Source organism: Pseudomonas sp. BF-B-26, assembly GCF_019956495.1.
In the GTDB taxonomy this organism is placed as follows: Bacteria; Pseudomonadota; Gammaproteobacteria; order Pseudomonadales; family Pseudomonadaceae; genus Aquipseudomonas.
In genome coordinates this window covers 144,223-169,497 of the sequence record NZ_JAHBDP010000058.1, presented here as the reverse complement: position 1 = coordinate 169,497, position 25,275 = coordinate 144,223, and the positions used below count along the sequence as shown (strand labels likewise).

The following is a 25,275-nucleotide window of genomic DNA, read 5'->3' as shown; positions in this document are numbered from 1 at the left end:
GTGCTGAGAGCTGATCGATTCAAGGCCGGTGTGGCCAGACCTTGAACTGTAAAATTGGTGGAGCTAAGCGGGATCGAACCGCTGACCTCCTGCATGCCATGCAGGCGCTCTCCCAGCTGAGCTATAGCCCCGGATTTTTCGCCTCGCGGCGGAGCGACATCTTGCAACATCGCTTCTGTAAAACTGGCGTCCCCTAGGGGACTCGAACCCCTGTTACCGCCGTGAAAGGGCGGTGTCCTAGGCCACTAGACGAAGGGGACGCAAACCCTTCTATACAACAGATCACCGCTGAGTGGTGATCGCTTCAAGGCCGGTGTGGCCAGACCTTGAAGTGTAAATTGGTGGAGCTAGACGGGATCGAACCGTCGACCTCTTGCATGCCATGCAAGCGCTCTCCCAGCTGAGCTATAGCCCCTCATCGCTGAGGACGGGGCGAATCTTAATGGCGCATCGGAAAGCTGTCAAACTTATTTTTAAAATATTTCAAAGTTTTTTGCCGACATAACAATCACTTACCGCCCTCCCCCCGTAAATTCGGGAGAAGCGCCGAAGATCGAGATCAAAAGATCGCTGCCTTCGGCAACTCCTACAGAGTCAAACGCTGTTTAGGCGATATTGCCCAGCAGTTTTTCCCACTCCTTGTTTTCCTTCTTCGACACGCCGCCCAGCAAGTCGATCGCCTGGCGCAGACGGAAACGGGTCAGGTCCGGACCCAGGATTTCCATCGCATCGAGCACCGACACCGAACTGGCCTGGCCAGTGATCGAGGCGAACATCAGCGGCATGGCGTCACGCAGCTTCAGCTCCAGGGATTCGACCACCGCCTGGATCGTTGCGGTGATGCTGTCCTTTTCCCACTGACGCAGGCTTTCCAGCTTCCACAAAATCAACTGCATCAACTGACGCACCTGATCGCCCGACAGTTTTTTGGATTCAAACAGCTTGACGTCCGGGTTCACACCACCGGCGAAGAAGAAACCGGCCAGCGGTGCAACCTGGCTGAAGGTTTCAACCCGACCCTGCACGTGCGGCGCGATCTTCATCATGTATTCCGGGTTCAACGCCCATTTTTGCAGGCGCGAAGCGAACTCTTCCACCGGCAGATCACGCAGCCACTGGCCGTTGAGCCACGACAGTTTCTCGATGTCGAAAATCGGCCCGCCGAGGGAGACGCGGCTCAGGTCGAAGTTGTCGACCATTTCCTGCAGCGAGAACTTCTCGCGCTCGTCCGGCATCGACCAGCCCATGCGACCGAGGTAGTTGAGCATCGCTTCCGGCATGAAACCCATGCGCTCGTAGAACGTCACCGAGGTCGGGTTCTTGCGTTTGGACAGCTTGCTCTTGTCCGGGTTACGCAGCAGTGGCATGTAGCACAGCTCGGGTTGTTCCCAGCCGAAGTACTCATAAAGCAGGATCAGTTTCGGCGCCGAGGGCAGCCACTCTTCGCCACGCAGGACGTGGGTGATGCCCATCAGGTGGTCGTCGACCACGTTGGCCAGGAAGTACGTCGGCAGGCCGTCGGTCTTCATCAGCACTTGCATGTCCATACGATCCCACGGGATCTCGACGTCGCCACGCAGCATGTCCGGCACCACGCAAACGCCTTCGCTCGGCACTTTCATGCGGATCACATGCGGCTCGCCAGCGGCCAGGCGACGCGCGACTTCATCCTTGGACAGCAACAGCGCACGGCCGTCGTAACGTGGGGTTTCGCCGCGGGCCATTTGCTCGGCGCGCATCTGGTCCAGCTCTTCGGCGGTGCAGAAACACGGGAAGGCGTGACCCATTTCGACCAGCTGCTGGCAGTACTTCTGATAGATATCGCCACGCTCGCTCTGACGGTAAGGACCGTGCGGGCCGCCAACATCCGGGCCTTCGCTCCAGTCGATACCCAACCAGCGCAGGGCGTCGAAAATCTGTTGTTCGGACTCGCGGGTCGAACGCAATTGGTCGGTGTCTTCGATCCGCAGGATGAACTCACCGCCGTGCTGCTTGGCAAAGCAGTAGTTGAACAAAGCGATGTAAGCGGTACCTACGTGGGGATCCCCGGTAGGCGATGGCGCGATGCGAGTGCGGACGGTGGTCATGGCAAGTCTCGAAATGAAGATAAAACAAAGGGCGAATGGTAACAGGCGTTGGCCGCCTGGCTCCAGTGAGCAGGGCATTTAAGCCAAGGTTGCGTCTACAACGCGCTCCAGCCTTGGTGAATGGCCGATTATCGGCCGATGGCATTTACCCATCATTCGCTGTATGCCAGATTTGACCACTGATAACTTTCCTTACAAATTCTCGACTACAGTCTGCCCATGCCTGCCCAACTCAAGCGTCGCCTGTTTATTTTTCTGTTGATCGTCCTGCTGGTTGCCGGGGGCTTTTTTGCCCAGTGGTTCTTCAAGGGGCGATTCTATGAAAGCACCGACAACGCTTATGTCCAGGGCGAGATCACCCGTGTGTCGAGTCAATTGGGCGCGCGCATCGATCAGGTGCTGGTGCAGGACAACCAGCACGTCGAGAAAGGTCAATTACTGATCAAGCTCGAAGGCGATGATTTCCACCTCGCCGTCGACCGCGCCAACGCCACCCTCGCCACCCGTGAAGCCGAACGCCTGCAAGCCCGAAGCAAGCTGACTCAGCAAGCCAGTCTGATCGCCGCCAGCGAGGCGCAAGTCGCGTCCAGCCAGGCCAGCCTCGGTCGTTCGCAGATCGATTTGTCTCGCGCGCAAACGCTGCGCAAACCCGGCTATGTCTCGGAAGAACGGGTGACCACCCTCTCCGCCGACAACCACATCGCCCGCTCGCAAGTGACCAAGGCTCAAGCGGACGCACAAAGTCAGCGCCAACAAATCAACTCACTGAGCGCCGAGATCAAACGACTCGACGCCATGATCGCCAACGCCAAAACCGATCTGGCCCAGGCCGAACTGAACCTGACCCGCAGCGAAATCCATGCACCCATCAGCGGCCTGATCGGCCAGCGCGCCGCCCGCGAAGGCCAGTATGTGCAGGCGGGTGCTTACTTGATGTCGATCGTGCCGGATCAGGACATCTGGATTCAGGCCAACTTCAAGGAAACCCAAATCGGCCACATGCAGCCTGGCCAAAAAGCCGAACTGACGTTCGATGCCTACAGCGACACGCCCATCGAAGCACGAGTCGATAGCCTGTTCGCCGCTTCGGGCGCGCAGTTCAGCCTGTTGCCGCCGGACAATGCCACCGGCAACTTCACCAAAGTCGTACAACGGATTCCGGTAAAACTGACCTTCGCCGCGAACAATCCGCTGCAAGGCAAGATTCGTCCGGGCATGTCGGTCACCGCCAAAGTGAACATCAAAGACGCCCCTGACGATGGCCGGTGATCAACTGATCCGCCCGGTCGGCGAACCGACCCGGCGGGACTGGATCGCGGTCATGAGCGTGATGCTCGGTGCATTCATGGCAGTGCTCGACATCCAGATCACCAACTCGTCGCTCAAGGATATTCAGGGCGCGCTGTCGGCGACTCTGGAAGAAGGCTCGTGGATTTCCACCTCGTACCTGGTGGCGGAAATCATCATGATCCCGCTGACGGCGTGGCTGGTGCAGTTGCTCTCGGCGCGGCGACTGGCGGTGTGGGTGTCCCTCGGATTTCTCGCTGCTTCCCTGCTCTGCTCCATGGCCTGGAGCCTGGAAAGCATGATCGTCTTCCGCGCCTTGCAGGGTTTCACCGGCGGTGCGCTGATCCCGCTGGCGTTCACCCTCACGCTGATCAAACTCCCCGAACACCACCGAGCCAAAGGCATGGCGATGTTTGCCATGACCGCAACGTTCGCGCCCTCTATCGGCCCGACCCTCGGTGGTTGGTTGACCGAGAATTGGGGCTGGGAATACATCTTCTACATCAACATTCCGCCGGGCCTGATCATGATCGCCGGTCTGATGTACGGCCTGGAGAAGAAAGAAGCCCACTGGGAACTGCTGAAAAGCACCGACTACCTGGGCATTCTCACGCTGGGCGTCGGCCTCGGTTGTTTGCAGGTGTTTCTAGAGGAAGGCCATCGCAAGGACTGGCTGGAGTCGAGCCTGATCGTGACCCTGGGCAGCATCGCGCTGGTCAGCCTGATCACCTTTGTGATCGTGCAGACGTCCAAGCCCAACCCGCTGATCAACCTCGGCATCCTGCGCAATCGCAACTTTGGTTTATCGAGTATTTCCAGTGTCGGGATGGGTGTCGGATTGTACGGCTCGATCTACCTGTTGCCGCTGTACCTGGCGCAGATCCAGAACTACAACGCCCTGCAGATCGGCGAAGTGATCATGTGGATGGGCGTGCCGCAGCTGTTTTTGATACCGCTGGTGCCGAAGCTGATGAAGTACGTCTCGCCGAAATGGCTTTGCACGCTGGGTTTCGGGCTATTTGGATTGGCGAGTTTTTCATCGGGGGTGTTGAACCCGGACTTCGCCGGGCCGCAGTTCAATCAAATCCAGATCATCCGCGCGCTGGGCCAGCCGCTGATCATGGTGACCATCTCGTTGATCGCCACGGCGTACATCCTGCCGCAGGACGCGGGTTCGGCGTCGAGCCTGTTCAACATCCTGCGCAACCTCGGCGGCGCGATTGGCATCGCCCTCCTCGCCACGTTGCTGGATGCGCGAACCAAGACTTACTTTGATTATTTACGGGAAGCGCTTGTGCCGACCAACCCGCAGGTGGCCGAGCGCATGGCGTCGCTGACGGATCGGTTTGGCAGTGAGACGGCCGCGCTGGGCAAGCTCAGCGAAATTGCGCATCAGCAGGCGTCGATCATGGCTTACAACGATGCGTTTCACTTTGTCGGGATCGCGCTGGGGATCAGCATGCTGGCGGTGTTGCTGACCAAGGCGTTGCCGGCGGGATTGAAGGCTGGCGAAGCACACTAATTGATATTTGTAGCGCCCGTACTGGCCTCTTCGCGGGCAAGCCCGCTCCCACAGGGTCTGTGGGTGGACACAAATTGTGTGACCACCCTCATCATTGTGGGAGCGGGCTTGCTCGCGAAGAGGCCGGTTCAGGCGCAGCAAATCAAACAGTGATCAACCGATCCCGCAACTTGCCAATCTCGTCGCGCATCTGCGCCGCTGCTTCGAACTCCAGGTCGCGGGCGAGCTGGTACATTTTCTCTTCCAGCGCCTTGATACGCTTGGCGATCTCGCCCGGCGAACGCAATTCTGCTTCGTACTTGGCGCTTTCCTCGGCGGCCTTGGCCATGCCTTTGCGCTTCTTGCTACGCGAACCCGGCACGGTGGCGCCTTCCATGATGTCGGCAACGTCCTTGAACACGCCCTTGGGCGTGATGCCATTGGCCAGGTTGAAGGCAATCTGCTTGTCGCGACGACGCTCGGTTTCGCCGATCGCCCGCTCCATGGAACCGGTGATGCGATCGGCATAGAGAATCGCCCGACCATTGAGGTTGCGCGCCGCCCGGCCGATGGTCTGGATCAGCGAGCGCTCGGAACGCAGGAAGCCTTCCTTGTCCGCATCGAGGATCGCCACCAGCGAGACTTCCGGCATGTCCAGGCCTTCACGCAGCAGGTTGATCCCCACCAGCACATCGAAAGTGCCCAGACGCAGATCGCGGATGATTTCTACCCGCTCCACGGTGTCGATGTCCGAGTGCAGGTAACGCACCCGCACGCCGTGGTCGGCCAGGTAATCGGTCAAGTCTTCAGACATGCGTTTGGTCAGGGTGGTGACCAGCACCCGCTCTTCCAGCGCCACGCGCTTGCCGATCTCCGAGAGCAGATCGTCGACCTGGGTCAACGCCGGACGGATTTCGATTTGCGGGTCCACCAGACCAGTTGGACGCACCAGCTGCTCGACCACACGACCGGCATGCTCTGCTTCGTAATTGCCCGGGGTTGCCGAGACAAAGATCGTCTGCGGGCTGATGTTTTCGAATTCGTCGAAACGCATCGGTCGGTTATCCAACGCGGACGGCAGACGGAAACCGTATTCCACCAGCGTCTCTTTACGCGAACGGTCGCCCTTATACATGGCGCCGACCTGCGGCACGCTGACATGGGATTCGTCGATCACCAGCAAGGCGTCGGCCGGCAGGTAGTCAAACAGAGTCGGTGGCGCCTGCCCGGATTCGCGACCGGACAAGTAGCGCGAGTAGTTTTCGATACCGTTGCAATAACCCAGCTCAAGGATCATCTCCAGGTCGAAACGGGTGCGTTGCTCCAGGCGCTGGGCTTCCACCAGTTTATTGTTGGAGCGCAAGTATTCCAGGCGTTCCTGCAACTCGACCTTGATCCCTTCAACGGCATCCAGCAGGGTTTCTCGCGGGGTGACATAGTGGCTTTTCGGATAGAACGTGAAACGCGGCAGCTTACGAATCACTTCGCCGGTCAGCGGATCGAAGGCCGACAGGCTCTCCACTTCGTCATCGAACAGCTCGATGCGGATCGCTTCGAAATCGGATTCCGCCGGATGAATATCGATCACGTCGCCACGCACCCGGAAGGTCGCACGGGCAAACTCCATGTCGTTGCGCGTGTACTGCAAGTCTGCCAGGCGACGCAGCAACGCACGCTGATCGAGCTTGTCGCCGCGATCCACGTGAAGAACCATCTTCAAATAAGTTTCCGGACTGCCCAGACCGTAGATGCACGACACCGTGGTGACGATGATCGCGTCTTTGCGCTCCAGCAGCGCCTTGGTCGCGGACAATCGCATCTGCTCGATGTGATCGTTGATCGAGGCGTCTTTCTCGATGAACGTATCCGATGACGGCACGTAGGCTTCGGGCTGGTAGTAGTCGTAGTACGAAACGAAGTATTCGACGGCGTTGTTCGGGAAGAACGCCTTGAACTCACCGTACAACTGCGCGGCCAGGGTTTTGTTCGGCGCCAGCACCAGGGTCGGACGCTGAATCTGGGCGATCACATTGGCGATGCTGAAAGTCTTGCCCGAGCCGGTCACACCGAGCAACGTCTGGTGCGCCAGCCCGGCTTCGATGCCCTCGACCATCAGGCGGATGGCTTCCGGCTGATCGCCGGCGGGCTCGAAGCGGGTGACTAGCTGGAATTCAGACATGAAATACCTCTCGGTTTTCGAAGCAGGAGTCGCGCCTGTCCGGGCGAACCGGGCAGCAACGGGAAAGACCGCAAACGACCGATGTCGCCCGAGGAAAAAACTGGATTGTGCTCAATGTGGAGCCGATTGCCATCGCTTTCAAGGCAAACGTCCTACATCGGGTAAAACCTCTGACGATGCCAATCGACTAACGGTCGAGAAATAATCGGAAAAACTTACCGCAAAAGCCGAATCGTCTGTCGCCATCAATCGCAGATGGCCTCTATACTAGCTCCCCGTTTGTGCACCGCTCTAGTGCATTCGGCTGGAGCGCGACACGTCCCTCCACTTTCCATTCAGAGCCGCCGCAAAATGAGCCTGTTCTCCGCTGTCGAAATGGCACCACGCGATCCAATCCTGGGCCTCAACGAAGCATTCAACGCCGATACCCGTACCAACAAGGTCAACCTGGGGGTCGGTGTTTACTGCAACGAGGAGGGGCGAATTCCACTCCTGCGCGCCGTTGTCGAAGCCGAGACGATTCGCGTCGCTCAACACGCTTCCCGTGGCTACTTGCCAATCGACGGTATTGCCGCCTACGACCAGGCCGTGCAAAAACTGCTGTTTGGCAATGACTCGCCACTGATCGCCGCTGGCCGCGTCATCACCACCCAGGCCGTTGGCGGTACTGGGGCGCTGAAAATCGGTGCCGACTTCCTCAAGCAACTGCTGCCGAATGCCGTGGTGGCGATCAGCGACCCGAGCTGGGAAAACCACCGCGCGCTGTTCGAAACGGCCGGTTTCCCGGTGCAGAACTATCGCTACTACGACGCCGCGACCCACGACGTGAACCGTGCTGGCTTGCTGGAAGACTTGAACGCCCTGCCGTCCGGCTCCATCGTTGTCCTGCACGCGTGCTGCCATAACCCGACCGGTGTGGACCTGAGCCCGGCGGACTGGAACAACGTGCTGGAAGTCGTGAAAGCCAAAGGTCACGTACCGTTCCTCGACATGGCCTACCAGGGCTTTGGCGATGGCATCGATGAAGACGCCGCTGCCGTGCGTCTGTTCGCTGAATCGGGCCTGACCTTCTTCGTCTCCAGCTCGTTCTCCAAATCGTTCTCGCTGTACGGCGAGCGCGTGGGCGCCCTGTCGATCGTCAGCGAATCGAAAGAAGAAAGCGCGCGCGTGCTGTCGCAAGTCAAGCGCGTGATCCGCACCAACTACTCCAACCCGCCGACCCACGGTGCAAGCATCGTCGCCGCTGTACTGAACAGCCCGGAACTGCGTGCCCAGTGGGAAGAAGAACTGGCTGAAATGCGTCTGCGGATTCGCGGCATGCGCATTCAGATGGTCGACATGCTGGCGAAAAATGCTCCGCAGCGCGACTTCAGCTTCGTCGGTCGTCAGCGTGGCATGTTCTCTTACTCCGGCCTGACGGTTGAGCAAGTGACGCGCCTGCGCAGCGAGTTCGGCATCTACGCTTTGGACACCGGTCGTATCTGCGTGGCCGCGTTGAACCAGAGCAACATCGACGTCGTGACCAAGGCCATCGTTGCGGTGATCTGAATCGTCGAGTGGTAAAAAACGGGAAGCCCTTGGGCTTCCCGTTTTATTTGCCTCAGATAATTCCCAGCGCAGCGAACGACCGCTCTAGACTGCACACATATTAAATGTGGGAGCTGGCTTGCCTGCGATAGCGGCCAGCCAGCCAACATCAATGCTGAATGTGATGGCCTCATCGCGGGCAAGCCCGCTCCCACAGGTTTTATGTACATCCGAATTCTTACGAGAACCCACATGAAAAACGATGACCTACGCGCCGACCGCGATGAGCTGGACCACTTCGTGCCTCGTACCCCGGCCAAACGCAGTAACAATCTGGTGATGCAAGTCGCTGCCGGCGTGTTTCTCGGCGGCCTGGCCTTGTGGCTGGTGCAACTGGCCGCAACCATGCTGTACGCCAAACTGGCGCTCGCTACAGTGACCTTCGGCGGTTAAGCCAATTCGGTCGCGCGCTGGCTGGCAGCGTCGTCATAGGCGACGTAGAGCGATTCGGCGACCTGGCTTTTGATGGCCTTGGTGCTTTCCAGGCCCAGGACAAACCCTTCGGCCTTGCCACCAGCACGGTTCAATTCATCAGCGGTACTGGCCTGAGTGATTGCGTCGAACAGTTTTTCGGCGTGAGGGCCGACGCCTTTGGGCAGGCTGATTTGAGCGATGCTCATGCGAACACCCCGTTGTGGCGAGGTGTGGTGATTGGGTGATTCATGGCGCGTACCTTTTCGGCGAATGGCCGGCAGCGCGTGTAACCACTTCCGGGCGGCCATGGTAGACCTCTGAGGCGATTCTGGTAACCGCCCACGGTCGATAAACCACCACCCGTCCCCATGAACCCGTCAAATTACTAACAGGTGCTTGACTTCTCTTTTTGAATCAGTAACATACACGCCATTCCGCGATAGCTCAGTTGGTAGAGCAAGTGACTGTTAATCACTGGGTCCCTGGTTCGAGTCCAGGTCGTGGAGCCAGACAAGCAATATCGAAAAGCCCCTGAATCGAAAGGTTCAGGGGCTTTTTTGTGGCTGACGGAAAAACAAAAAAAACCGATCTGTCTCTTCAACAGATCGGCCTTTTTCAGCGAGTGTCGGCGTCAGACATGCTCACTACTTTTCGCATGCACCGTCCGCGGCTCTGCGTGCTCATGGTCCGCCTCCACCACCGGAATCTCATTCCCGTCACAGTCACGCAGCTTGCCTTCGCTGAAATAATCCCCTTCGCGCAGCGCCGCCAGATCCTGATAACGCAGCACCCGCTCAGTACCGGCCGCGAACACCGACTGCTGATCGGAGTTACCGGCAGTGAGGTGGTTGAAGGTCAGGTTAAGCACGATGGCCATGATCGCCGACGAGCTGATGCCCGAGTGGAAGATCGTGGCGAACCAGCTTGGGAAGTGGTCGTAGAAGTTCGGCGCTGCGATGGGGATCATGCCGAAGCCGATGGAGGTAGCGACGATGATCAGGTTGACGTTGTTGCGGTAGTCGACCTTGGACAGCGTACGAATACCGCTGGCGGCCACGGTGCCGAACAGCACGATACCGGCGCCGCCGAGGACTGAAGTCGGTACAGCGGCGATGACCCGGCCCATAAACGGCAGCAAACCGAGGATCACCAGAAACAAACCGCCGGTCGCCACCACGAAGCGACTCTTGATCCCGGTCACCGCCACCAGCCCGACGTTCTGGGCGAACGCGCTTTGGGTGAAGGAACCGAAGATCGGCGCGATCATGCTCGACAGCATGTCGGCGCGCAGGCCGTTGCCCAGGCGTTTGGAGTCGACCTTGGTGCCGATGATTTCACCCACCGCCAGAATGTCAGCCGAGGTTTCCACCAGGGTCACCATGACCACAATGCACATCGACAGGATCGCGGCGAAGTGGAAGGTCGGCATGCCGAAGTGGAACGGCGTCGGGAAGCCAAACATCGGACCTTGAGTGACGGACGAGAAGTCCGCCATGCCAAGGAACACCGCGATCACCGTGCCGATAACCATCGCCAGCAGGATCGACAAGCGCGAGATGGTCGCGCTGCCGATCTTGCTCAACAACAGCACCAGCACCAGCGTCACCGCCGCCAGACCGATGTTCGCCATGCTGCCGAAGTCCGGGGCATGGCTGTTGCCGCCCATGGCCCAGCGTGCAGCGACTGGCATCAGCGTCAGGCCGATGGTGGTGATCACAATGCCCGTGACCAGCGGCGGGAAAAACTTGGTGATTCGAGAGAACACCGGCGTGATCAGCAGGCCGATCAACGACGCGGCAATCACCGCCCCGAGAATCGATTGAAACCCGCCCTCCCCGCCACTGCTGACAATCGCCACCATTGTCGCGACGCCAGAGAACGACACGCCCTGTACCAGCGGCAATTGGCAGCCGAAAAACGGTAAGCCCAGGGTTTGCAGCAATGTCGCCAGCCCCCCTGCAAACAATGAAGCAGCAATCAACAAACCGATGTCCGCTGGCGAGAGCCCGGCCGCCTGGCCGATGATCAAAGGCACCGCGACGATGCCGCCGTACATGGTCAGAACGTGTTGCAGGCCGTAAGCCATATTCGCGCCGATCCCGAGATTCTCGTCCTCAGGCCGTTGGTGTGAAACATGGGGCGTTTTCATGGTTGGGGGGTTCCCTGGTTTTTGTTATGCGCACACTGTATGCAAGACTCAGGACAAATGTCTATAGAGTTGTATACAACTAACCAGTCAGATTATGGACACATGGCCATTCCAAGCCCGCGAGACTCATCGTCGGCAAGCCCCTTGAAACCAAAACCTCCCGGCAACATGACGCAAGGCAAGACGTGCACTACCTTGATAGAGGTACGCTCTCACTGAGACCACGATAGGAAATCGACATGAGCAAGGCTGACCAACTCGTCGCGAAACTGAAGCAAACCCAGCAGTCCAGTGCCGACACGACACACTGTGCCGATCAGCAGATCGACAGCTGGCCTGCACAGGTTTACGAGCTGTACCACCTCATCGAAGCCTGGCTGGCGCCGCTCAGCGAAGCCGGGCTGAACATTCGGCGAGTGCCGACGCACGTCTTCGAGCGTCATCCTGACGGGGCGACCTACGACTACGCCATCGATCAGTTACTGATTGAAGGCAACCACCACAGCATCACCTTCGACCCCGTCGCTCGTTTCACCGAGGATGGTGCCGGGCGGGTCGAGATCCGCACCCAAGGAAAGGCACTCTCGATGCTGCGAACCGTGAGCGAACACGGCGAGACACAGTGGTGGCTGCAGGCGATCGATCAATCCGGGCAACAACCGGATGCGATCGCCATGACCGAAGACACCCTGCTTTCGGTGGTGCAGGAGGGGCTGGAGCTGTGAGGTTCAGGGCTGTTGAATCAGCCCTTCGATAACTCGGCGCAACGCCGCCTCCCGCGGCACCCGAATGTCGAATTCGCTGCGCAACAAACCCATCAATTCATCCACATCCGCCACCTGCCGCCGTTCAGTCTCACGACCGATCCGATGAATCGCAAAACTGCCGTTGTTCAGCGTGCGGCGCCACCCTTCCCCGGTGCGCGCCACCATTAACTGTCTGGCGAACGACGATTCGGGGTGAGTCGAGACGTACCAGTTGCCAACGGCGTAATCGATGTCTTCCTGGCGCTGCAAATCGAAAATGTACATCGCCCGCCATTCGCCGCCGACGTTGGCGCGCAGGGTGTAGCCATCCTCGTGCTGCTCGATGCGATAGGGTTCGTGGGGCGTGAGCTGTTCAGCCGGGGTATCGAGCATCAGCGGTGCGGTGGGCACCATGCCGCCGAAGCCGACGTCGGTGATGTAGCGCACGCCGTCCAGGGTCACCAGGCTCAAGCGGTGCGTACGGGCAGTCCACGCGCCTTCGGGCTGGCCCATGACCACTCGGCCGGAGAGGCCGCGAGCGTCGAAGCCCAGCGCCTGGAGCAAGGCCAGGAACAGGTTGTTGAGTTCGTAGCAGTAACCGCCGCGACCATCGTGCAGGACCTTTTGCTCGATGGACGGCAGGTCGATGAGCACCGGTTGCCCCGACAACGTGCTGAGGTTTTCGAACGGGAAGGCGCCGGTGTGGCGCAGTTGAAGTTGGCGCAGGGTGTCCAGGGTCGGCGCCGGAGGCGCATCGAAGCCCAGGCGCTGCAGATACAACGCAAGATTGCTCAGCTGTGGCTCGCTCATTGCTCAGTCCTTATGCAGGGGGCCGGATTTCTCCGCCGATGGGCGCCATGTATAAGGGAAAAAGCGGGTCGACCGACAATTGATTTAGCCAATCGCCACCCACTTCAATCTCAACGCCGCTTGCGCGAACTCAATCGAATCCATGCCGGCGCATGATCACTCGCGTGGGGCTCGTTGCGAACCCAGGCATCGACTCCGGCCTCCTGCAAATAAGGACTCAGTGCCGGGTTAAGCAACAGATGATCGATGCGCAACCCGGAGTTTTTTTGCCAGTGCTGGCGAAAATAATCCCAGAAGGTATAGAGCCGATCCTCCGGATACAGATGGCGTAAGGAGTCGGTCCAGCCCTGGGCCAGCATGCGCTGATAACACTCGCGGCTTTCAGGTTGCAGCAACGCATCCTTCAGCCAGGATCGCGGGTTGTAGATGTCGAGGTCGGTGGGCACCACGTTGTAGTCACCGGCCAGCACCACGGGATGTTCACTGGCCTGAAGCGTCTGCGCGTAGTGGATCAGTCGTTCGAACCACGCCAGCTTGTAATCGAACTTCGGCCCCGGCTGCGGGTTGCCGTTGGGCAGGTACAGGCAGCCCACCAGAATCCCGTGCACGGCAGCCTCCAGATACCGGCTATGGGTGTCGCTGTCATCGCCCGGCAGACCTCGACGACTCTCCAGCGGCTGCGCATCCCGCGCCAGAATCGCCACGCCGTTCCACGAAGATTGACCTTGCCAGAGCGCGCCGTATCCTGCGGCCTCAAGCTCGGCGGCGGGGAATGCACTGTCGACTGACTTGAGTTCCTGCAAACACGCAATGTCCGGCTGCTCGCGCTCAAGCCAGGCGAGCAAGTTCGGCAGTCTGGCGCGCATGCCGTTGACGTTGAATGTCGCGATTTTCAGGTTCTTCATGGGCCAACGCTCGCAACGCAGGGTCGATGTCCAGTTGTGACCAGGGTGCGTGCTGGCAGTTGCCTCTCCGAGCGAGTCAGGCGACTAAAGGCGCGCCCCCTACACGGGAAACTCGTCATGCGATGCCTTGAGCAACGGCAGCAACGTCAGTTTTTCCATAGGCCGACTCAAGTAGAAACCCTGCACCTCATGGCACTGGTCCGAGACCAGGAAGTCCAGTTGCTCCAGGGGCTCGACGCCTTCTGCGGTCACGGTCAGGCCCATGGCTTTGCCTAGGTTGATGATCGCCTGCACCACGGCGCGGTCATTGCCGCCGCCGCTCATGGACGAGATGAAACGCTTGTCGATCTTGATCCCGTCGAACGGGTACGTGCGCAAGTAACCCAGGGACGAATAGCCGGCACCGAAGTCCTCCATGTTCAACCGCACGCCCAGCTCCTTGAGCGCATTCATGGTCGCCAACGCGCCCTCCACATCGATGAGCATCACGTTTTCGGTGATTTCCAGCTCCAGACGACTGGCCGGCAAACGGCTCTGGATCAAGGCCTCCCTGACGTCCTCCACGACATCGCTGCGGGCAAATTGAACAGACTGGTATGCATCACGAACTCGTTGAGATTACGGGTTATCGGCGTACCGGGGAGCGGTGACGGTGACGGTGGTAACGGCAGTTGACATAACCATTGCCAATCGACGGCCGCTGCCCTGTAATTGCACGCAACACCCGCGTACCTTTTAATGCCGAGAATGCCTGCTCATGGACACACTGGAAGGTCAACGAATCTGCCTGCGCCCCCTGCAATTGAGTGATGCTGATGCGCTGGTCAATGCCGCGCAAGACGGTGAACTGTGGAACCTGACCGTCACCGTTGTGCCCTCCCCGACCACCGTCGACAGCTACCTCAAGAAAGCCCTCGACGGCCGCGACGCTGGCACTGTGCTGCCCTTCGTCATCGTGCTCAAGGACACGGGCGAGGTCATCGGTTCGACGCGGTTCTGGAAAATCGACCGACTCAACCGCAAGCTCGAAATCGGCAGCAGCTGGATCTGCGCCCGCTGGCAGAAAACCTTCGTCAACACCGAAGCCAAATACCTGATGCTGCAATACGCTTTCGAGACGCTGGATTGCGTGCGGGTGCAATTCACTACCGACGAAAACAACCAGAAGTCGCGCAATGCGATCCTCAGGCTAGGCGCACAGCAGGAAGGCATCATGCGCCACGAGCGGATCATGCCGGACGGCCGCAAGCGCAATTCGGTGCGGTTCAGCATCATTGATGAGGAATGGCCGCAGGTGCGGCAGAACCTTGAACAGAAGCTGGCAGAATAGAACCTTCGCTGACACCTGTGCGAGGCTTTCGCCTGAAACACACACCGGCCACGTGTCAACCAACCGGCACCACGCGCTCTGTCCATCACACCCACATCAGGTAACGACTCATCTTTGGAGACGCACCATGATGAGCATCAAAATGACTTCGCTGTTACTGGCTGGAGTGCTGTGCACCCTGTCCGTCGGTGTTTTTGCAGCCTCAGGCGATGGCGCTGATGCGACCGGCACCCGATCGGGTTCAATCGGCGGCTCGACCATGGCGCCCAACAATAACCCTGACCAACCCTCGAGCGACCATAGCGCTAACGGCAGCAATAGCGGATCGGACTCGTCGGGTGGCGGAAATGGTGGCAATGCCGGGAACAGTGGCTCTGGCGCGGGGGGTGGCACGGGCGCGGCGGGCGGTGGAACGGGTGGTGCCGGCGGCGGGACGGGCAGCTGGACGCGTAAAAGCAGCCGATGATCGTCGGCTGCTTTTGGGTCTGAAACGCGGAATTAGGTTGGCTTGACCGGCGGAGGATTCCACTTGCCGTTCAACACCTCGGGCTTGGGCCCATACAAACGCATGGTCAGGTTGAACCCGCCCTTCGGTGCCGGCAGCCAATTGGCTTCAAGATCCTTGCCAGGGTTTTCGTGCTGGAAGTAGATATCCAGCGAACCGTCAGCATTGGTCTTGAACGGCATCCAGCTACTGAGTGCAAAGCGGTTGAGCGCATTGCCGACCTGGAAACCCTCGGGGTCGTACAAGGTGATCGACCAGAAAGCGTTTACCGGCGGCGTTTCACCCTTGTCGAAATGCAGCACGTACTTGTTCGCGCCATCGAGTGGCTTGCCTTCGACATCGCCGATGTTCAGCGGATAAATCGCATCCTCGGGCAAGTTGGCGCCGAGCCCGATCTGCGCAACGATCGCGCGTTTGAGGTAGTAGTTGCCGTAGACGCCCATGGTGTCGGTGTTCATCGACCAGCCATTGACCACGCGAGCGAGGGTGGGAACCTTCCACGTCATCAGCGCCTGCGCGTCCTCGGGTACGGTCTGAAGCGCTGCTTTGATTTCAGGGTCCAGCGCATCCATGTTGAAGGATTTTCCGGGCTCGATACCGATGCGCGTCATCTGCGCCAGGATCGGTTGATCGCTGATGTGCGCAGGGTGCACCTTGAGCAATTCGGCGGCGTAGGCGAAGTAGTCAGCCGCCGACATTGCGTCGACCTGGATCTTTGGCGGGGTCTTCATGTCCACGGCCGGGTCAATGTTCACGCTGACCGGCTCGGCGCTTTTACCCAGCCGGGACAACGGTGTCACGGTGTAGCCAGCCTGAATTTTGTGCACCGCCGCGTAGTCCGCAGCGCCGTCGGTCTTGGTGCGGCCAATGACCCAGACAAAGGGCGTGGGCGCCGGCAGATGGTTCAGTCCGGCAGGCACCGTCCCGGTCCAGCCCGGCGGTGTCACCAGAAACTGCCCCGCCTGGGTGCCCGTGGTGCGCCAGCCCGGTGAGGCGAATACATCGGTCCACATGTCGAGCATCGGCAGCAAGTAAAAACGCCCGGCCGTATCGGGCGCTGCGATCACCAGCGGTTCTTCGGTCAAATCCAGCCAGGCAATGGAATACAAGGTGTCGAAGTTCGAGCGCACCACCCCTTTGAAATTTGCAGGTGGATACTGCGGCACGCTGACAAACATATTCATCGGACCTTTACCGAACTCCTTGCCCGGTTCGATGTTGGTGAATTGCTTACGGGTAATGTCCATGGTCAACAGTGGGTAAAAATAAACGTAGGCATCCACGCCGATGGCGTGTGCTTCTTCGGCTGTGACTTTCGATTGGGCATGGCTCGCGAGCGGAAAGATGGCGCAGGCTGCAACGGTTAGAGCAACGGCTGTCAATGCTTGAGTAATCAACATTTTGACGATCATCCGTGCGGTGGGGAGACCTGCCGGGATTGGCAGCGTTACCGCAACTCTAGACGATCAAGTGAAGGGGATCTGACAGGCAGACAGCCGGCTGGCCGGGGTGTTGCGCGGGTGAAACACCCTCGATAGAAACCTCAACGATCCGAACGCAGCAGTGCATCGACACCACCTTCCATCGACAGCACCGCCGAGCGGTTTCGCCCCGAATGCTTGGCTTGATACAGCGCCGCATCCGCACGTTCGATGAATACTTCCATGCTGTCCCGCCCCGTCGGTACAAACGAATAACAACCCAGACTGACTGTCACGAAGCCCGTGGGTGAACCGCTGTGGATGATGTTCTTGTCCATGACGCTGCGACGGATCTGCTCGGCAATCACCAGCGCACCGTGAATATCGGTGTCGGGCAACAACACCGCAAACTCCTCTCCGCCGTAGCGCACGGCCAGATCGGCTTTTCGATGGCAGCACCCCTTCACCGCCCGCGCCACTTCAGCCAGGCAATGGTCCCCTGCCACGTGGCCGTAAGCGTCGTTGTAGCGCTTGAAGTAATCGATATCGAGCATGATCAGGCTCAGTGAACTCGACTGCCGGGCGCCTCGGCTGAACTCGATGTCCAGCGCGCCCTCGAACAGCCGGCGATTGCCCAGGCCGGTCAGGCTGTCGTGGGTCGCGATCAGCTTCAACGCTTCCTTTGCCTTGCGCAAATCCGCCTCGACCTGTTCGCCGACACGCACCTGATAAAGGAACATCCAACCGAACAGCCCCACGCCCAACACCACCAGGGCAACGATGACTGAGGAGCGAAATGCCGTGTCGTACCAATCCTTGAGAATCGCTTCCCTGGACGAGGCGGCAGACACGACCAACGGATAAGCGTCGAGCTGACGGTAGCCATACAACCGCACAACACCATCGACCAGCGAGCTGAACATCGCGTTACCGGAAGGCGCGTCGGGCAGCAATTTCTCGAAGATCTCGCTCTTGGCCAGTGATGTGCCAATCTGCGACTCCACGAACGGCCGTCGCGCCAGCAGCGTTCCGTCGGTCAATCCCAAAAACATCGAACCGTTGTCATCAATGCTGAAGCTTTTGAAGAACTGATCGAAGTACGCCATCTTGATACCGGCCAACAAGACGCCCTCGAAATTGCCATTCTTGTCGTTCACACGCTTGGATATCGGGATGATCCATTCGCCATTTTCCCGACTGCGAATCGCCGGCCCGATGTGCGCCTGGGAGGAGACGTTCTGCTGGTGGAACTTGAAATAATCGCGATCCCCCACACCCGGTCCGCGTGGCAGTTCGTCGAAAGAGGTAACGACCCACTGCCCTTTTTGGTCGAACAGAAATATCCCGTGCAATTGATTCAGCGCCTGCACCCGCCGGGCGAATGTTTTCTGCAAGCGTGCCTTTTGGGGCGCGCCGAAACCGTCAGCCTGAATCCAGTCGGCCAGACTGGTCAGCACCAGATCGGCTTGCATGAAGGTGTCTTCGGCCTGCTGCGCCATGGCCCGCGTCAGGTTTGATGACGCCACTTGCGCCAAGGCCAGATCATGCCGGCGCGACTGCTCCAGTTGCAGGTACAGCAAACCGCACAGGCTCAGGCACACGACCGCAATAAACAGTACCGCTGCTTTGCGCAGAGGTAACCGTTTCAACGTGACGCCGGTGGCGTTGTGCGGATCGTGCGCAGGGATAGGCAAAAGCTCGTCCTGTAAGGGTAAGGCATGGGTAACACCCCAAAACCCTTATTTTTTTTGAGCTTAGTCTACGGGGGGGTATGGGGCAAATGTCCTTTGGCTAGCCGCCGCATCGCACGGTGCATATGCGCCCGGACACTTTCTGCATCCCCCCGGCGCATTAGCACACTGTGTGCACCGACCTGTCCGAATTGCCACCGGCCGAGTTGGCATTGATCAGCCGCAAGGGAGCGCTGACCGGGTTGCAACAGACGTTGGTGGAGTTTTTGCGGGGGGAATCAGGAACTGTAGGGAATCAATAAGGGGGTTCAGCAAGCCCCCATTCTCGAGGGCGGCCTCGAGGGCGCCCATTTCAATAAAGTACGAACAACCTTTAGATCAACTTGTCGATCTCTTCCAGCGTCACTCGGGGAATGAGTTCATCTGGAATCCTTGAAGAATTGGACAGGCTGTAGACCTGAAAATCTTCATCCACAACGTACTTCGACAAGATCTCGAAGGACGGCAGGATTCTCGTATAAAAATGCTGATCGAGCAGGCATGGCGACGCGACCGTGTCGGCCCCTTCGTAAAAACGGCTTACAGACTGATTCAAGTCGACGCCAACCAGAAACACCTTGGTAAACCCCACGTGATACGCAATTTGCAAAGCCAGATAAGCCACGGTACGGGCATCAAAAAAACCGCGTTTAAGGTTCTTGCTGAAGCCAAGGGTTCTATTGCGGCCATTTCCGAGTTTGCGACTTCTGACGAGTTCTTTATCGGCCCTGAACACCAGGTCAGTCCAGGAGAGCTTGGGTGCTCGACCGAGTAAATACAGCTCGCCCTCAGGCGCTACTGTCGTATGCCAAATGTGCTCTTGCCACAGTGCAACCCGTTGACTGATGCGCATGCCCTCTGAAAACAGTTCGGGTTGCTGTCGGGAAAAGCCTTGATCCGTACAGGCATAAAAGAACGGCTTGATACCTGTCCCGGAAAACATGGAAATGGCGCCGTTCATTGTAATCATCGGAACATCTGCAAACTTTTCCAGCGGAAAATCTTTAGCTGACGCCCCCGAGGCGATGATAAACACGGCACCTTTTTGGATGTTGCGGCACTCATCGAGGTCATGCACATCAAGCATACCTGTGTTGAGTGCCGGTTTTTTTTGCGCAACATCCATCTTCAATTTCCTATCCCTTACATCGATGATCGGTGACTATTCGGCATTGTGATAGTTTTCAACGGGTGAGCCAACCTTTTGGCTTCGCCAACCCCGGAATCTGCGACGGAGCGCAAAGGTTGATGCAGAGCGCTTGCATCGTTGGTGCATCGATGACCTGACCGTTACATACGGATAGCAAGTCCCGCTTCCTTCACGGCCATTGCCGGTTTTGCCCCGTTGCAACAGCGGAAGTTCCTGCTCGTCGCACATCCAGAACAGGCAATTCCGAAGGCAGATTCAATCCCCGCAGTACCGCGGAATCGTAGCCGTATACATCCGGTTTAAACATCACTCGACCATCGCTACTCAGGTCCACTGTCCAGTAAGCCAACAGCACCGGCACCTTGACGGGAAGCCTGATGTTTTCGGTCTTGCCATTAGCCAACTGGGCCTGTATTCCGGCGCTGTTCCAACGAACCGGGTCGTTGAACAGCAGTTCAACTAACTGCAGTGGGTTCTCCACGCGTATGCAGCCTGAACTGGTGGCTCGACGCGATTGCGCAAACAGTTCGCGATGCGGCGTGTCGTGGAGGTAAATCGAATATTCATTGGGAAACCGAATGGCCACCTGCCCGAGTGAGCCGTCCGGGCCTGCATCCTGTCGCAGCGTGATACCGCGCGCATTATTCCAGTCGACGGTCGCTGGATCGAGCACATTCCCCTCTCGATCAAGCGCTCTTATCCGGTTGGCCGCAAGGTAGCCGGGATCTCTTTGAATCTTCGGCAGCATGTCTTTGACGAGGATGGTCGGCGGCACGGTCCAGGTGGGGTTGAACGTCACATAAGTAATCTCGGATTGAAACACCGGCGTACTGCGGAACGGCTTACCGACCTGAACCCGGGAACGCCATATCGCCTTACCGTCGCGATAAAACGCCACCTTGTAACCCGCAATATCAACGATGACAAAAGTGCCCTGAAGTTTGTACAGCAACCAACGCGCACGCTCCATGTTCACCCGAACCTGGTCTATCCGCGCCTCTACGGGCACATTCAACGCCGCCAGTGTCGCGGCCCCCGCCACGCCGTCCGCCCCCAGGTATTGCTCGGCCTGATACTTTTTCACCGCCGCGGCGACGCTGTCGTCGTAATCAGTGCGTGGCTTTTTTGATGGGGCCAGATAACCACCTGCCACCAAACGTGCTCGCAACTGCGCGACAGAGGCGTCATCCATGCCTGGCTTGAGCGATTGGCCTTCGGCAATCTTCGGCCAGCCGCCCGCGTCCCGAACCTTGCGCAGTTGCGCCAGGCCCACACGCAGGCTGCGGTAAACCGCCTCTTGTGGCGGTGCTTGCGCAAAGGCGCGCGCCACGTCATGAGCATCGAGCGCGGCGAACAAGTTATTCATGTCTCCACGAGGATCGGCGCCGACGGGGTCGAAGTTCCAATGGATGTCCAGACGCGAAGGGTCAACCTTGCCGCGCCGCAATTGCAGCAGCGCGGTGACAAAGGTCCGGGTCGCCGCGATATCGAATGCCGCCCGTTGCGCCACCGTCGGCTCTGCTGCCTGCATCGATGCTCTGGCCTTCGCCAACTCATCAATATGAAAGTCCGCAGGGTCCAACCCATCGGCCTGCGTCTCGCTCAGGCTTTTCAATAACTGGATGACATCGCTGTCGTTCGCCCAAGCCGAGCGGTAACCCCGATGCATGTAAAAATCCATGACCACACGACTCGGATCCACCCGTCGATAGCCACGGGAAGTGAGCAAGGGTGGAAACGATGAACTCAATGGCTCAAATGCCGCCTGAATCGTTTGAGCGACGTAATCGTCAGGTGCCGCGCCAGCTCTGCTGATGACGGCAGATACCGCCTCAATCGGCGAAGTTTCTGCAATCGCTACGCCGCTGATCAGAAAGCCCATAAAAAAGATGCGGCTTATGACGAATAACCTTGTTAACTGCCCCATGGATAATCCTTAATCGCCCCGTATTCAACGGCTAGCACTTCTGCACACTGCTAGACTCGAAACATTAATGTGAGATTTACATATGGCGCTAGACCGCTTTGGCTTCCTATTCACGGCCCTGCTGCTGACGTCAGTTTCAGTACCGGCAGCCTACGCCGATTCGCTTGAAGCCGCGCTGCTCAAAGCAGCACCTGACGCCAACGCCAAAGTCATCGGGCTGGCCGTACGCGCTACCCAATGCAGCTTGGCCCAAGGTAAAGCCCCTGTCCAAAGACTCGCTGTCATCGACTACTCACTGCCTTCGACCGAACAACGGTTGTGGGTGTTCGATCTGAAGAAACGCAAATTACTGTTCCACGAACTGGTCGCCCACGGTCGCAACAGCGGCGAGAACATGGCGGTCAAGTTCTCCAACCAGAATGAAAGCTTTGCCACCAGTCTTGGTTTATATCGGACCCAATCGAGCTATGTCGGCCAGAATGGTTATTCCTTGCGCATGGAAGGTCTGGAGCCGGGGTTCAATGACAACGCATTAGAGCGGGCGATCGTTATTCACGGGGCGCCCTATGTCAGTCCGGTTCTTGCCCGAGCGAATGGCCGGATCGGTAGAAGCCTGGGTTGTCCGGCAGTGCGGCCGGCGATTGCGCATAAGTTGATTGATTCGATGAAAGATGGGCAGTTGTTGTTTTCTTACTATCCGGATCAGCGCTGGTTGAAGTCGTCTTCGTATATCAATTGCGGTGGCGGCACTGTGGCCTCAGCGTCAACACCCGGTACACGCTAATAAATACAGCATGAACCTGACAAAACTGTAATCCCCGCCTCAGCCTGCTGAAAGGCACCGCCCGTTAGCCTCGTCGTCAAGCTCTCTCCACGCTGACGGACCGGGAAAACGGAATGCATTCCAACACATCAAGACGCACCTTCGTGAAGGGGCTGGCCGCGGGCGGGCTCCTCGGCGGGCTCGGGTTATGGCGCACGCCTGTCTGGGCGGTCACCAGCCCTGGCGAGCCCCAGGTTTTGGCGGGCACCGACTTCGACCTGTTCATCGGCGAAACCCCGGTCAACATCACCGGCAACCCGCGCACCGCAATGACCATCAACGGCGGTATTCCCGGCCCCCTGTTGCGCTGGCGCGAAGGTGACACGGTGACGCTGCGGGTGAAAAACAAACTCAACGCCAACACCTCCATTCACTGGCACGGCATCTTGCTGCCGGCCAACATGGACGGCGTGCCAGGGCTGAGCTTTCACGGCATCGAGCCGGACGGCATGTACGTTTACCAGTTCAAGGTCCGGCAGAACGGCACTTACTGGTACCACAGCCATTCGGGTTTTCAGGAGCAGTCCGGCGTTTACGGGCCGCTGGTGATTGACGCCAAGGAACCGGAGCCGTTCCAGTACGACCGCGATTACGTGGTGATGCTGACCGACTGGACCGATGAAGATCCGGTCAGCCTGATGAAGACGCTGAAAAAGCAATCCGATTACTACAACTACAACAAGCCCACCGTGGGTGATTTCATCCACGACGTCAGCGAAAAAGGTTGGGGTTCCACAGTCGCCGACCGAAAGATGTGGGCCGAAATGAAGATGAACCCCACCGACCTGGCCGACGTCAGCGGCGCAACTTACACCTACTTGATGAACGGCCAGGCGCCGAACTCGAACTGGACGGGCGTGTTCCGGCCGGGCGAAAAGCTGCGCCTGCGCTTCATCAATGGCTCCGCCATGACCTACTTCGACGTGCGCATTCCCGGGCTGAAAATGACAGTGGTCGCTGCGGATGGCCTGCACGTCAAACCGGTGAGTGTCGATGAGTTTCGCATTGCGGTGGCGGAGACCTTCGATGTGATTGTCGAGCCGACCGAAGCGGCTTACACCTTGTTCGCCCAGTCGATGGATCGGACCGGCTTTGCACGCGGCACGCTGGCAGCGAAGGCGGGTTTATCCGCGCCGGTACCGCCGCTGGACCCACGGCCGCTGGTGACCATGGATGACATGGGCATGGGCGGCATGGATCACGGCAGCATGGCGGGAATGGATCACAGCACCATGGCCATGCCCGGCATGCAGTCCCATCCCGAGACGGAAAAAGACAACCCGCTGGTGGACATGCAAGCCATGACCACCGCCCCCAAACTCGACGATCCCGGCCTCGGCCTGCGCAACAACGGCCGCCGCGTCCTGACCTATTCCGACCTGCGCAGCACCTTCGAAGACCCGGACGGCCGCGACCCCAGCCGTACCATCGAACTGCACCTCACCGGCCACATGGAGAAATTCGCCTGGTCGTTCAACGGCGTGAAGTTCTCCGACGCCGAACCTGTGCGCCTCAAATACGGCGAGCGGGTTCGGGTGGTGCTGGTCAACGACACGATGATGACTCACCCGATCCATCTGCACGGCATGTGGAGCGACCTCGAAGACGAGAACGGTGAATTCATGGTGCGCAAACACACCATCGACATGCCGCCCGGTTCCCGACGCAGCTATCGGGTCACCGCCGACGCACTCGGCCGTTGGGCCTATCACTGCCATCTCCTGTACCACATGGAAATGGGCATGTTCCGTGAAGTTCGGGTGGAAGAATGAGGCGCCTATCCATGACCAGACTCACCTCCCTCTCTTTGGTACTCGTGACCGCGAGCCTGACACTCTCCTCGGCGATGGCCGCCACCGACGACATGCAGAACATGGATCACAGCCAGATGCCGGGCATGGACCATAGCCAGATGCCGGCCATGGACCACAGCCAAATGCAAAGCATGGACGACGGCCAGATGCAGCCCGCCGCGCCGACCGAAAGCCGCACGCCGATCCCGGCGCTGACCGATGCCGACCGCGCCGCCGTGTACGCAAGCCCGACCGGGCACAACGTGCATGACACCGCGCTCAACTACTACTTCCTCGCCGATAAACTCGAATGGCAGGACGCTGACAACGGCAGCACCCTGGCCTGGGATCTCTCCGGCTGGATCGGCGGCGACATCGATCGCCTGTGGTTGCGCTCCGAAGGCGAACGTACCAATGGCAAAACCGAAGACGCCGAAATCCAGGCCCTGTGGGGCCACGCAATCTCCCCGTGGTGGGACGTGGTGACCGGCGTTCGCCAGGACTTCAAACCCGGCGACCCGCAAACCTGGGCCGCGCTCGGCGTGCAAGGGATGGCGCTGTACAACTTCGAAACCGAGGCCACCGCCTTCATCGGTGAAGGCGGCCAAACCGCCGCACGACTGGAAGGCGACTACGACATCCTGCTGACCAACCGATTGATCCTGCAGCCGACCGCCGAGCTCAACGTCTACGGCAAAAACGACCCGCAACGGGGGATCGGTTCCGGGCTATCCAACACCGAAGCCGGACTGCGACTGCGCTATGAAATCCGCCGGGAAATCGCGCCCTATATCGGCGTGACCTGGAACCGGACCTACGGCAAAACCGCCGACTACGCCAACGATGAAGGTGAGGATCGCAGCGAAGCACGCCTGGTCCTCGGTGTTCGCCTGTGGTTCTAAACGCATTAACTCAACAACCAAAAAAACAA

General features: G+C 58.9%; 20 protein-coding genes, 4 tRNA genes and 1 pseudogene. 11 read left to right on the top strand and 14 right to left on the bottom strand.

Annotation, left to right across the window (positions count from 1 at the left end):
* Positions 1 to 55: 55 nt before the first annotated feature.
* The 4 genes from KGB03_RS07670 to gltX all read right to left on the bottom strand — a co-directional run bounded on the left by KGB03_RS07670 (position 56) and on the right by gltX (position 2,087).
* Positions 56 to 131 (bottom strand) — tRNA-Ala (locus tag KGB03_RS07670).
* Between the two features lie 53 nt (positions 132 to 184).
* Positions 185 to 260: transfer RNA gene (locus KGB03_RS07665), tRNA-Glu, on the bottom strand.
* Between the two features lie 79 nt (positions 261 to 339).
* Positions 340 to 415 (bottom strand) — tRNA-Ala (locus KGB03_RS07660).
* Positions 416 to 605: 190 nt separating this feature from the next.
* Positions 606 to 2,087, bottom strand: coding sequence for a glutamate--tRNA ligase (gltX, locus tag KGB03_RS07655; RefSeq protein ID WP_223526726.1), 1,482 nt, complete (start codon positions 2,085 to 2,087; stop codon positions 606 to 608).
* 219 nt (positions 2,088 to 2,306) lie between these two features.
* Between gltX and KGB03_RS07650 the strand changes: the two genes are divergently transcribed.
* Positions 2,307 to 3,356 (top strand): HlyD family secretion protein, encoded by a 1,050-nt coding sequence (locus tag KGB03_RS07650; RefSeq protein WP_218537402.1) that lies wholly within the window; start codon positions 2,307 to 2,309, stop codon positions 3,354 to 3,356.
* A complete protein-coding gene (locus KGB03_RS07645) occupies positions 3,346 to 4,896 on the top strand; it encodes an MDR family MFS transporter (RefSeq protein ID WP_223526725.1) in 1,551 nt (516 codons plus the stop codon). The genes KGB03_RS07650 and KGB03_RS07645 overlap by 11 nt, the downstream gene beginning before the upstream one ends.
* 142 nt (positions 4,897 to 5,038) lie before the next feature.
* Here the strand turns inward: KGB03_RS07645 and uvrB are convergent, their stop codons facing one another.
* Complete coding sequence (gene uvrB, locus KGB03_RS07640) at positions 5,039 to 7,054, bottom strand: excinuclease ABC subunit UvrB (RefSeq protein ID WP_111450547.1); 2,016 nt, start codon at positions 7,052 to 7,054, stop codon at positions 5,039 to 5,041.
* 351 nt (positions 7,055 to 7,405) lie between these two features.
* On the opposite strand from uvrB, the gene KGB03_RS07635 reads away from it, so the two are divergent.
* On the top strand, positions 7,406 to 8,602 hold the full coding sequence (locus KGB03_RS07635) for an amino acid aminotransferase (protein ID WP_218537400.1): 1,197 nt from the start codon (positions 7,406 to 7,408) through the stop codon (positions 8,600 to 8,602).
* Positions 8,603 to 8,833: 231 nt separating this feature from the next.
* Positions 8,834 to 9,034, top strand: coding sequence for a hypothetical protein (locus tag KGB03_RS07630; protein ID WP_192407320.1), 201 nt, complete (start codon positions 8,834 to 8,836; stop codon positions 9,032 to 9,034).
* Here the strand turns inward: KGB03_RS07630 and KGB03_RS07625 are convergent.
* On the bottom strand, positions 9,031 to 9,261 hold the full coding sequence (locus tag KGB03_RS07625; protein ID WP_008007186.1) for a hypothetical protein: 231 nt from the start codon (positions 9,259 to 9,261) through the stop codon (positions 9,031 to 9,033). The two genes, KGB03_RS07630 and KGB03_RS07625, sit on opposite strands and share 4 nt — an antisense overlap.
* 227 nt (positions 9,262 to 9,488) lie before the next feature.
* On the opposite strand from KGB03_RS07625, the gene KGB03_RS07620 reads away from it, so the two are divergent.
* Positions 9,489 to 9,564: transfer RNA gene (locus tag KGB03_RS07620), tRNA-Asn, on the top strand.
* A 122-nt stretch (positions 9,565 to 9,686) separates the two neighbouring features.
* Here KGB03_RS07620 and KGB03_RS07615 read toward each other — a convergent pair.
* On the bottom strand, positions 9,687 to 11,204 hold the full coding sequence (locus KGB03_RS07615; RefSeq protein WP_223526724.1) for a nucleobase:cation symporter-2 family protein: 1,518 nt from the start codon (positions 11,202 to 11,204) through the stop codon (positions 9,687 to 9,689).
* 239 nt (positions 11,205 to 11,443) lie between these two features.
* Between KGB03_RS07615 and KGB03_RS07610 the strand changes: the two genes are divergently transcribed.
* A complete protein-coding gene (locus KGB03_RS07610; RefSeq protein WP_111450550.1) occupies positions 11,444 to 11,929 on the top strand; it encodes a hypothetical protein in 486 nt (161 codons plus the stop codon).
* A gap of 3 nt (positions 11,930 to 11,932) precedes the next feature.
* Here KGB03_RS07610 and KGB03_RS07605 read toward each other — a convergent pair whose 3' ends face one another.
* From KGB03_RS07605 to KGB03_RS07595, 3 genes and pseudogenes are all read right to left on the bottom strand, one after another.
* The gene (locus KGB03_RS07605; RefSeq protein ID WP_223526723.1) at positions 11,933 to 12,760 is read right to left on the bottom strand and encodes an arylamine N-acetyltransferase family protein; all 828 of its coding nucleotides are present in this window, start codon (positions 12,758 to 12,760) and stop codon (positions 11,933 to 11,935) included.
* Positions 12,761 to 12,870: 110 nt separating this feature from the next.
* Positions 12,871 to 13,665, bottom strand: a complete 795-nt coding sequence (locus KGB03_RS07600; protein ID WP_223526722.1) for an exodeoxyribonuclease III — start codon at positions 13,663 to 13,665, stop codon at positions 12,871 to 12,873.
* 99 nt (positions 13,666 to 13,764) lie between these two features.
* Positions 13,765 to 14,253, bottom strand: a pseudogene (locus tag KGB03_RS07595) (EAL domain-containing protein); the annotation flags it as partial.
* A 169-nt stretch (positions 14,254 to 14,422) separates the two neighbouring features.
* Between KGB03_RS07595 and KGB03_RS07590 the strand changes: the two are divergent.
* Both KGB03_RS07590 and KGB03_RS07585 read left to right on the top strand, forming a co-directional pair.
* Positions 14,423 to 14,995 (top strand): GNAT family N-acetyltransferase, encoded by a 573-nt coding sequence (locus tag KGB03_RS07590; RefSeq protein ID WP_008151313.1) that lies wholly within the window; start codon positions 14,423 to 14,425, stop codon positions 14,993 to 14,995.
* Between the two features lie 127 nt (positions 14,996 to 15,122).
* Entirely contained in the window at positions 15,123 to 15,461 is a 339-nt protein-coding gene (locus KGB03_RS07585) for a hypothetical protein (protein ID WP_223526721.1), read from the top strand.
* A 32-nt stretch (positions 15,462 to 15,493) separates the two neighbouring features.
* Here the strand turns inward: KGB03_RS07585 and KGB03_RS07580 are convergent, their stop codons facing one another.
* The 4 genes from KGB03_RS07580 to KGB03_RS07565 all read right to left on the bottom strand — a co-directional run bounded on the left by KGB03_RS07580 (position 15,494) and on the right by KGB03_RS07565 (position 21,728).
* Positions 15,494 to 16,900, bottom strand: a complete 1,407-nt coding sequence (locus KGB03_RS07580) for a DUF1254 domain-containing protein (RefSeq protein ID WP_218537394.1) — start codon at positions 16,898 to 16,900, stop codon at positions 15,494 to 15,496.
* 143 nt (positions 16,901 to 17,043) lie between these two features.
* Positions 17,044 to 18,615, bottom strand: coding sequence for a GGDEF domain-containing protein (locus tag KGB03_RS07575; protein ID WP_218537393.1), 1,572 nt, complete (start codon positions 18,613 to 18,615; stop codon positions 17,044 to 17,046).
* 370 nt (positions 18,616 to 18,985) lie between these two features.
* Positions 18,986 to 19,777 carry a lipopolysaccharide biosynthesis protein gene (locus KGB03_RS07570; protein WP_223526720.1) on the bottom strand — a complete coding sequence of 264 codons (792 nt, stop codon included), beginning with the start codon at positions 19,775 to 19,777 and terminating at the stop codon, positions 18,986 to 18,988.
* A gap of 193 nt (positions 19,778 to 19,970) precedes the next feature.
* Positions 19,971 to 21,728, bottom strand: a complete 1,758-nt coding sequence (locus KGB03_RS07565; protein WP_223526719.1) for a murein L,D-transpeptidase — start codon at positions 21,726 to 21,728, stop codon at positions 19,971 to 19,973.
* A gap of 82 nt (positions 21,729 to 21,810) precedes the next feature.
* Between KGB03_RS07565 and KGB03_RS07560 the strand changes: the two genes are divergently transcribed.
* The 3 genes from KGB03_RS07560 to KGB03_RS07550 all read left to right on the top strand — a co-directional run bounded on the left by KGB03_RS07560 (position 21,811) and on the right by KGB03_RS07550 (position 25,246).
* A complete protein-coding gene (locus KGB03_RS07560) occupies positions 21,811 to 22,512 on the top strand; it encodes a murein L,D-transpeptidase catalytic domain family protein (RefSeq protein ID WP_192407302.1) in 702 nt (233 codons plus the stop codon).
* Between the two features lie 113 nt (positions 22,513 to 22,625).
* Positions 22,626 to 24,323: a copper resistance system multicopper oxidase gene (locus KGB03_RS07555; protein ID WP_218537392.1), complete on the top strand. Its 1,698-nt coding sequence runs from the start codon at positions 22,626 to 22,628 to the stop codon at positions 24,321 to 24,323.
* 11 nt (positions 24,324 to 24,334) lie between these two features.
* The gene (locus KGB03_RS07550; RefSeq protein ID WP_223526718.1) at positions 24,335 to 25,246 is read left to right on the top strand and encodes a copper resistance protein B; all 912 of its coding nucleotides are present in this window, start codon (positions 24,335 to 24,337) and stop codon (positions 25,244 to 25,246) included.
* The last annotated feature ends 29 nt before the right edge of the window (positions 25,247 to 25,275 follow it).

Excerpts from the sequence above, each read along its gene's own strand:
- KGB03_RS07630 (WP_192407320.1), top strand. The coding sequence starts at position 8,834 with ATGAAAAACGATGACCTACGCGCCGACCGCGATGAGCTGGACCACTTC.
- KGB03_RS07635 (WP_218537400.1), top strand. The coding sequence starts at position 7,406 with ATGAGCCTGTTCTCCGCTGTCGAAATGGCACCACGCGATCCAATCCTG.
- KGB03_RS07600 (WP_223526722.1), bottom strand. The coding sequence starts at position 13,665 with ATGAAGAACCTGAAAATCGCGACATTCAACGTCAACGGCATGCGCGCC.
- KGB03_RS07550 (WP_223526718.1), top strand. The coding sequence starts at position 24,335 with ATGACCAGACTCACCTCCCTCTCTTTGGTACTCGTGACCGCGAGCCTG.
- gltX (WP_223526726.1), bottom strand. The coding sequence starts at position 2,087 with ATGACCACCGTCCGCACTCGCATCGCGCCATCGCCTACCGGGGATCCC.
- KGB03_RS07570 (WP_223526720.1), bottom strand. The coding sequence starts at position 19,777 with ATGGATGTTGCGCAAAAAAAACCGGCACTCAACACAGGTATGCTTGAT.
- KGB03_RS07605 (WP_223526723.1), bottom strand. The coding sequence starts at position 12,760 with ATGAGCGAGCCACAGCTGAGCAATCTTGCGTTGTATCTGCAGCGCCTG.
- KGB03_RS07615 (WP_223526724.1), bottom strand. The coding sequence starts at position 11,204 with ATGAAAACGCCCCATGTTTCACACCAACGGCCTGAGGACGAGAATCTC.
- KGB03_RS07565 (WP_223526719.1), bottom strand. The coding sequence starts at position 21,728 with ATGGGGCAGTTAACAAGGTTATTCGTCATAAGCCGCATCTTTTTTATG.
- KGB03_RS07625 (WP_008007186.1), bottom strand. The coding sequence starts at position 9,261 with ATGAGCATCGCTCAAATCAGCCTGCCCAAAGGCGTCGGCCCTCACGCC.
- KGB03_RS07560 (WP_192407302.1), top strand. The coding sequence starts at position 21,811 with ATGGCGCTAGACCGCTTTGGCTTCCTATTCACGGCCCTGCTGCTGACG.
- KGB03_RS07650 (WP_218537402.1), top strand. The coding sequence starts at position 2,307 with ATGCCTGCCCAACTCAAGCGTCGCCTGTTTATTTTTCTGTTGATCGTC.
- KGB03_RS07585 (WP_223526721.1), top strand. The coding sequence starts at position 15,123 with ATGATGAGCATCAAAATGACTTCGCTGTTACTGGCTGGAGTGCTGTGC.
- KGB03_RS07555 (WP_218537392.1), top strand. The coding sequence starts at position 22,626 with ATGCATTCCAACACATCAAGACGCACCTTCGTGAAGGGGCTGGCCGCG.
- uvrB (WP_111450547.1), bottom strand. The coding sequence starts at position 7,054 with ATGTCTGAATTCCAGCTAGTCACCCGCTTCGAGCCCGCCGGCGATCAG.
- KGB03_RS07645 (WP_223526725.1), top strand. The coding sequence starts at position 3,346 with ATGGCCGGTGATCAACTGATCCGCCCGGTCGGCGAACCGACCCGGCGG.
- KGB03_RS07580 (WP_218537394.1), bottom strand. The coding sequence starts at position 16,900 with ATGTTGATTACTCAAGCATTGACAGCCGTTGCTCTAACCGTTGCAGCC.
- KGB03_RS07590 (WP_008151313.1), top strand. The coding sequence starts at position 14,423 with ATGGACACACTGGAAGGTCAACGAATCTGCCTGCGCCCCCTGCAATTG.
- KGB03_RS07610 (WP_111450550.1), top strand. The coding sequence starts at position 11,444 with ATGAGCAAGGCTGACCAACTCGTCGCGAAACTGAAGCAAACCCAGCAG.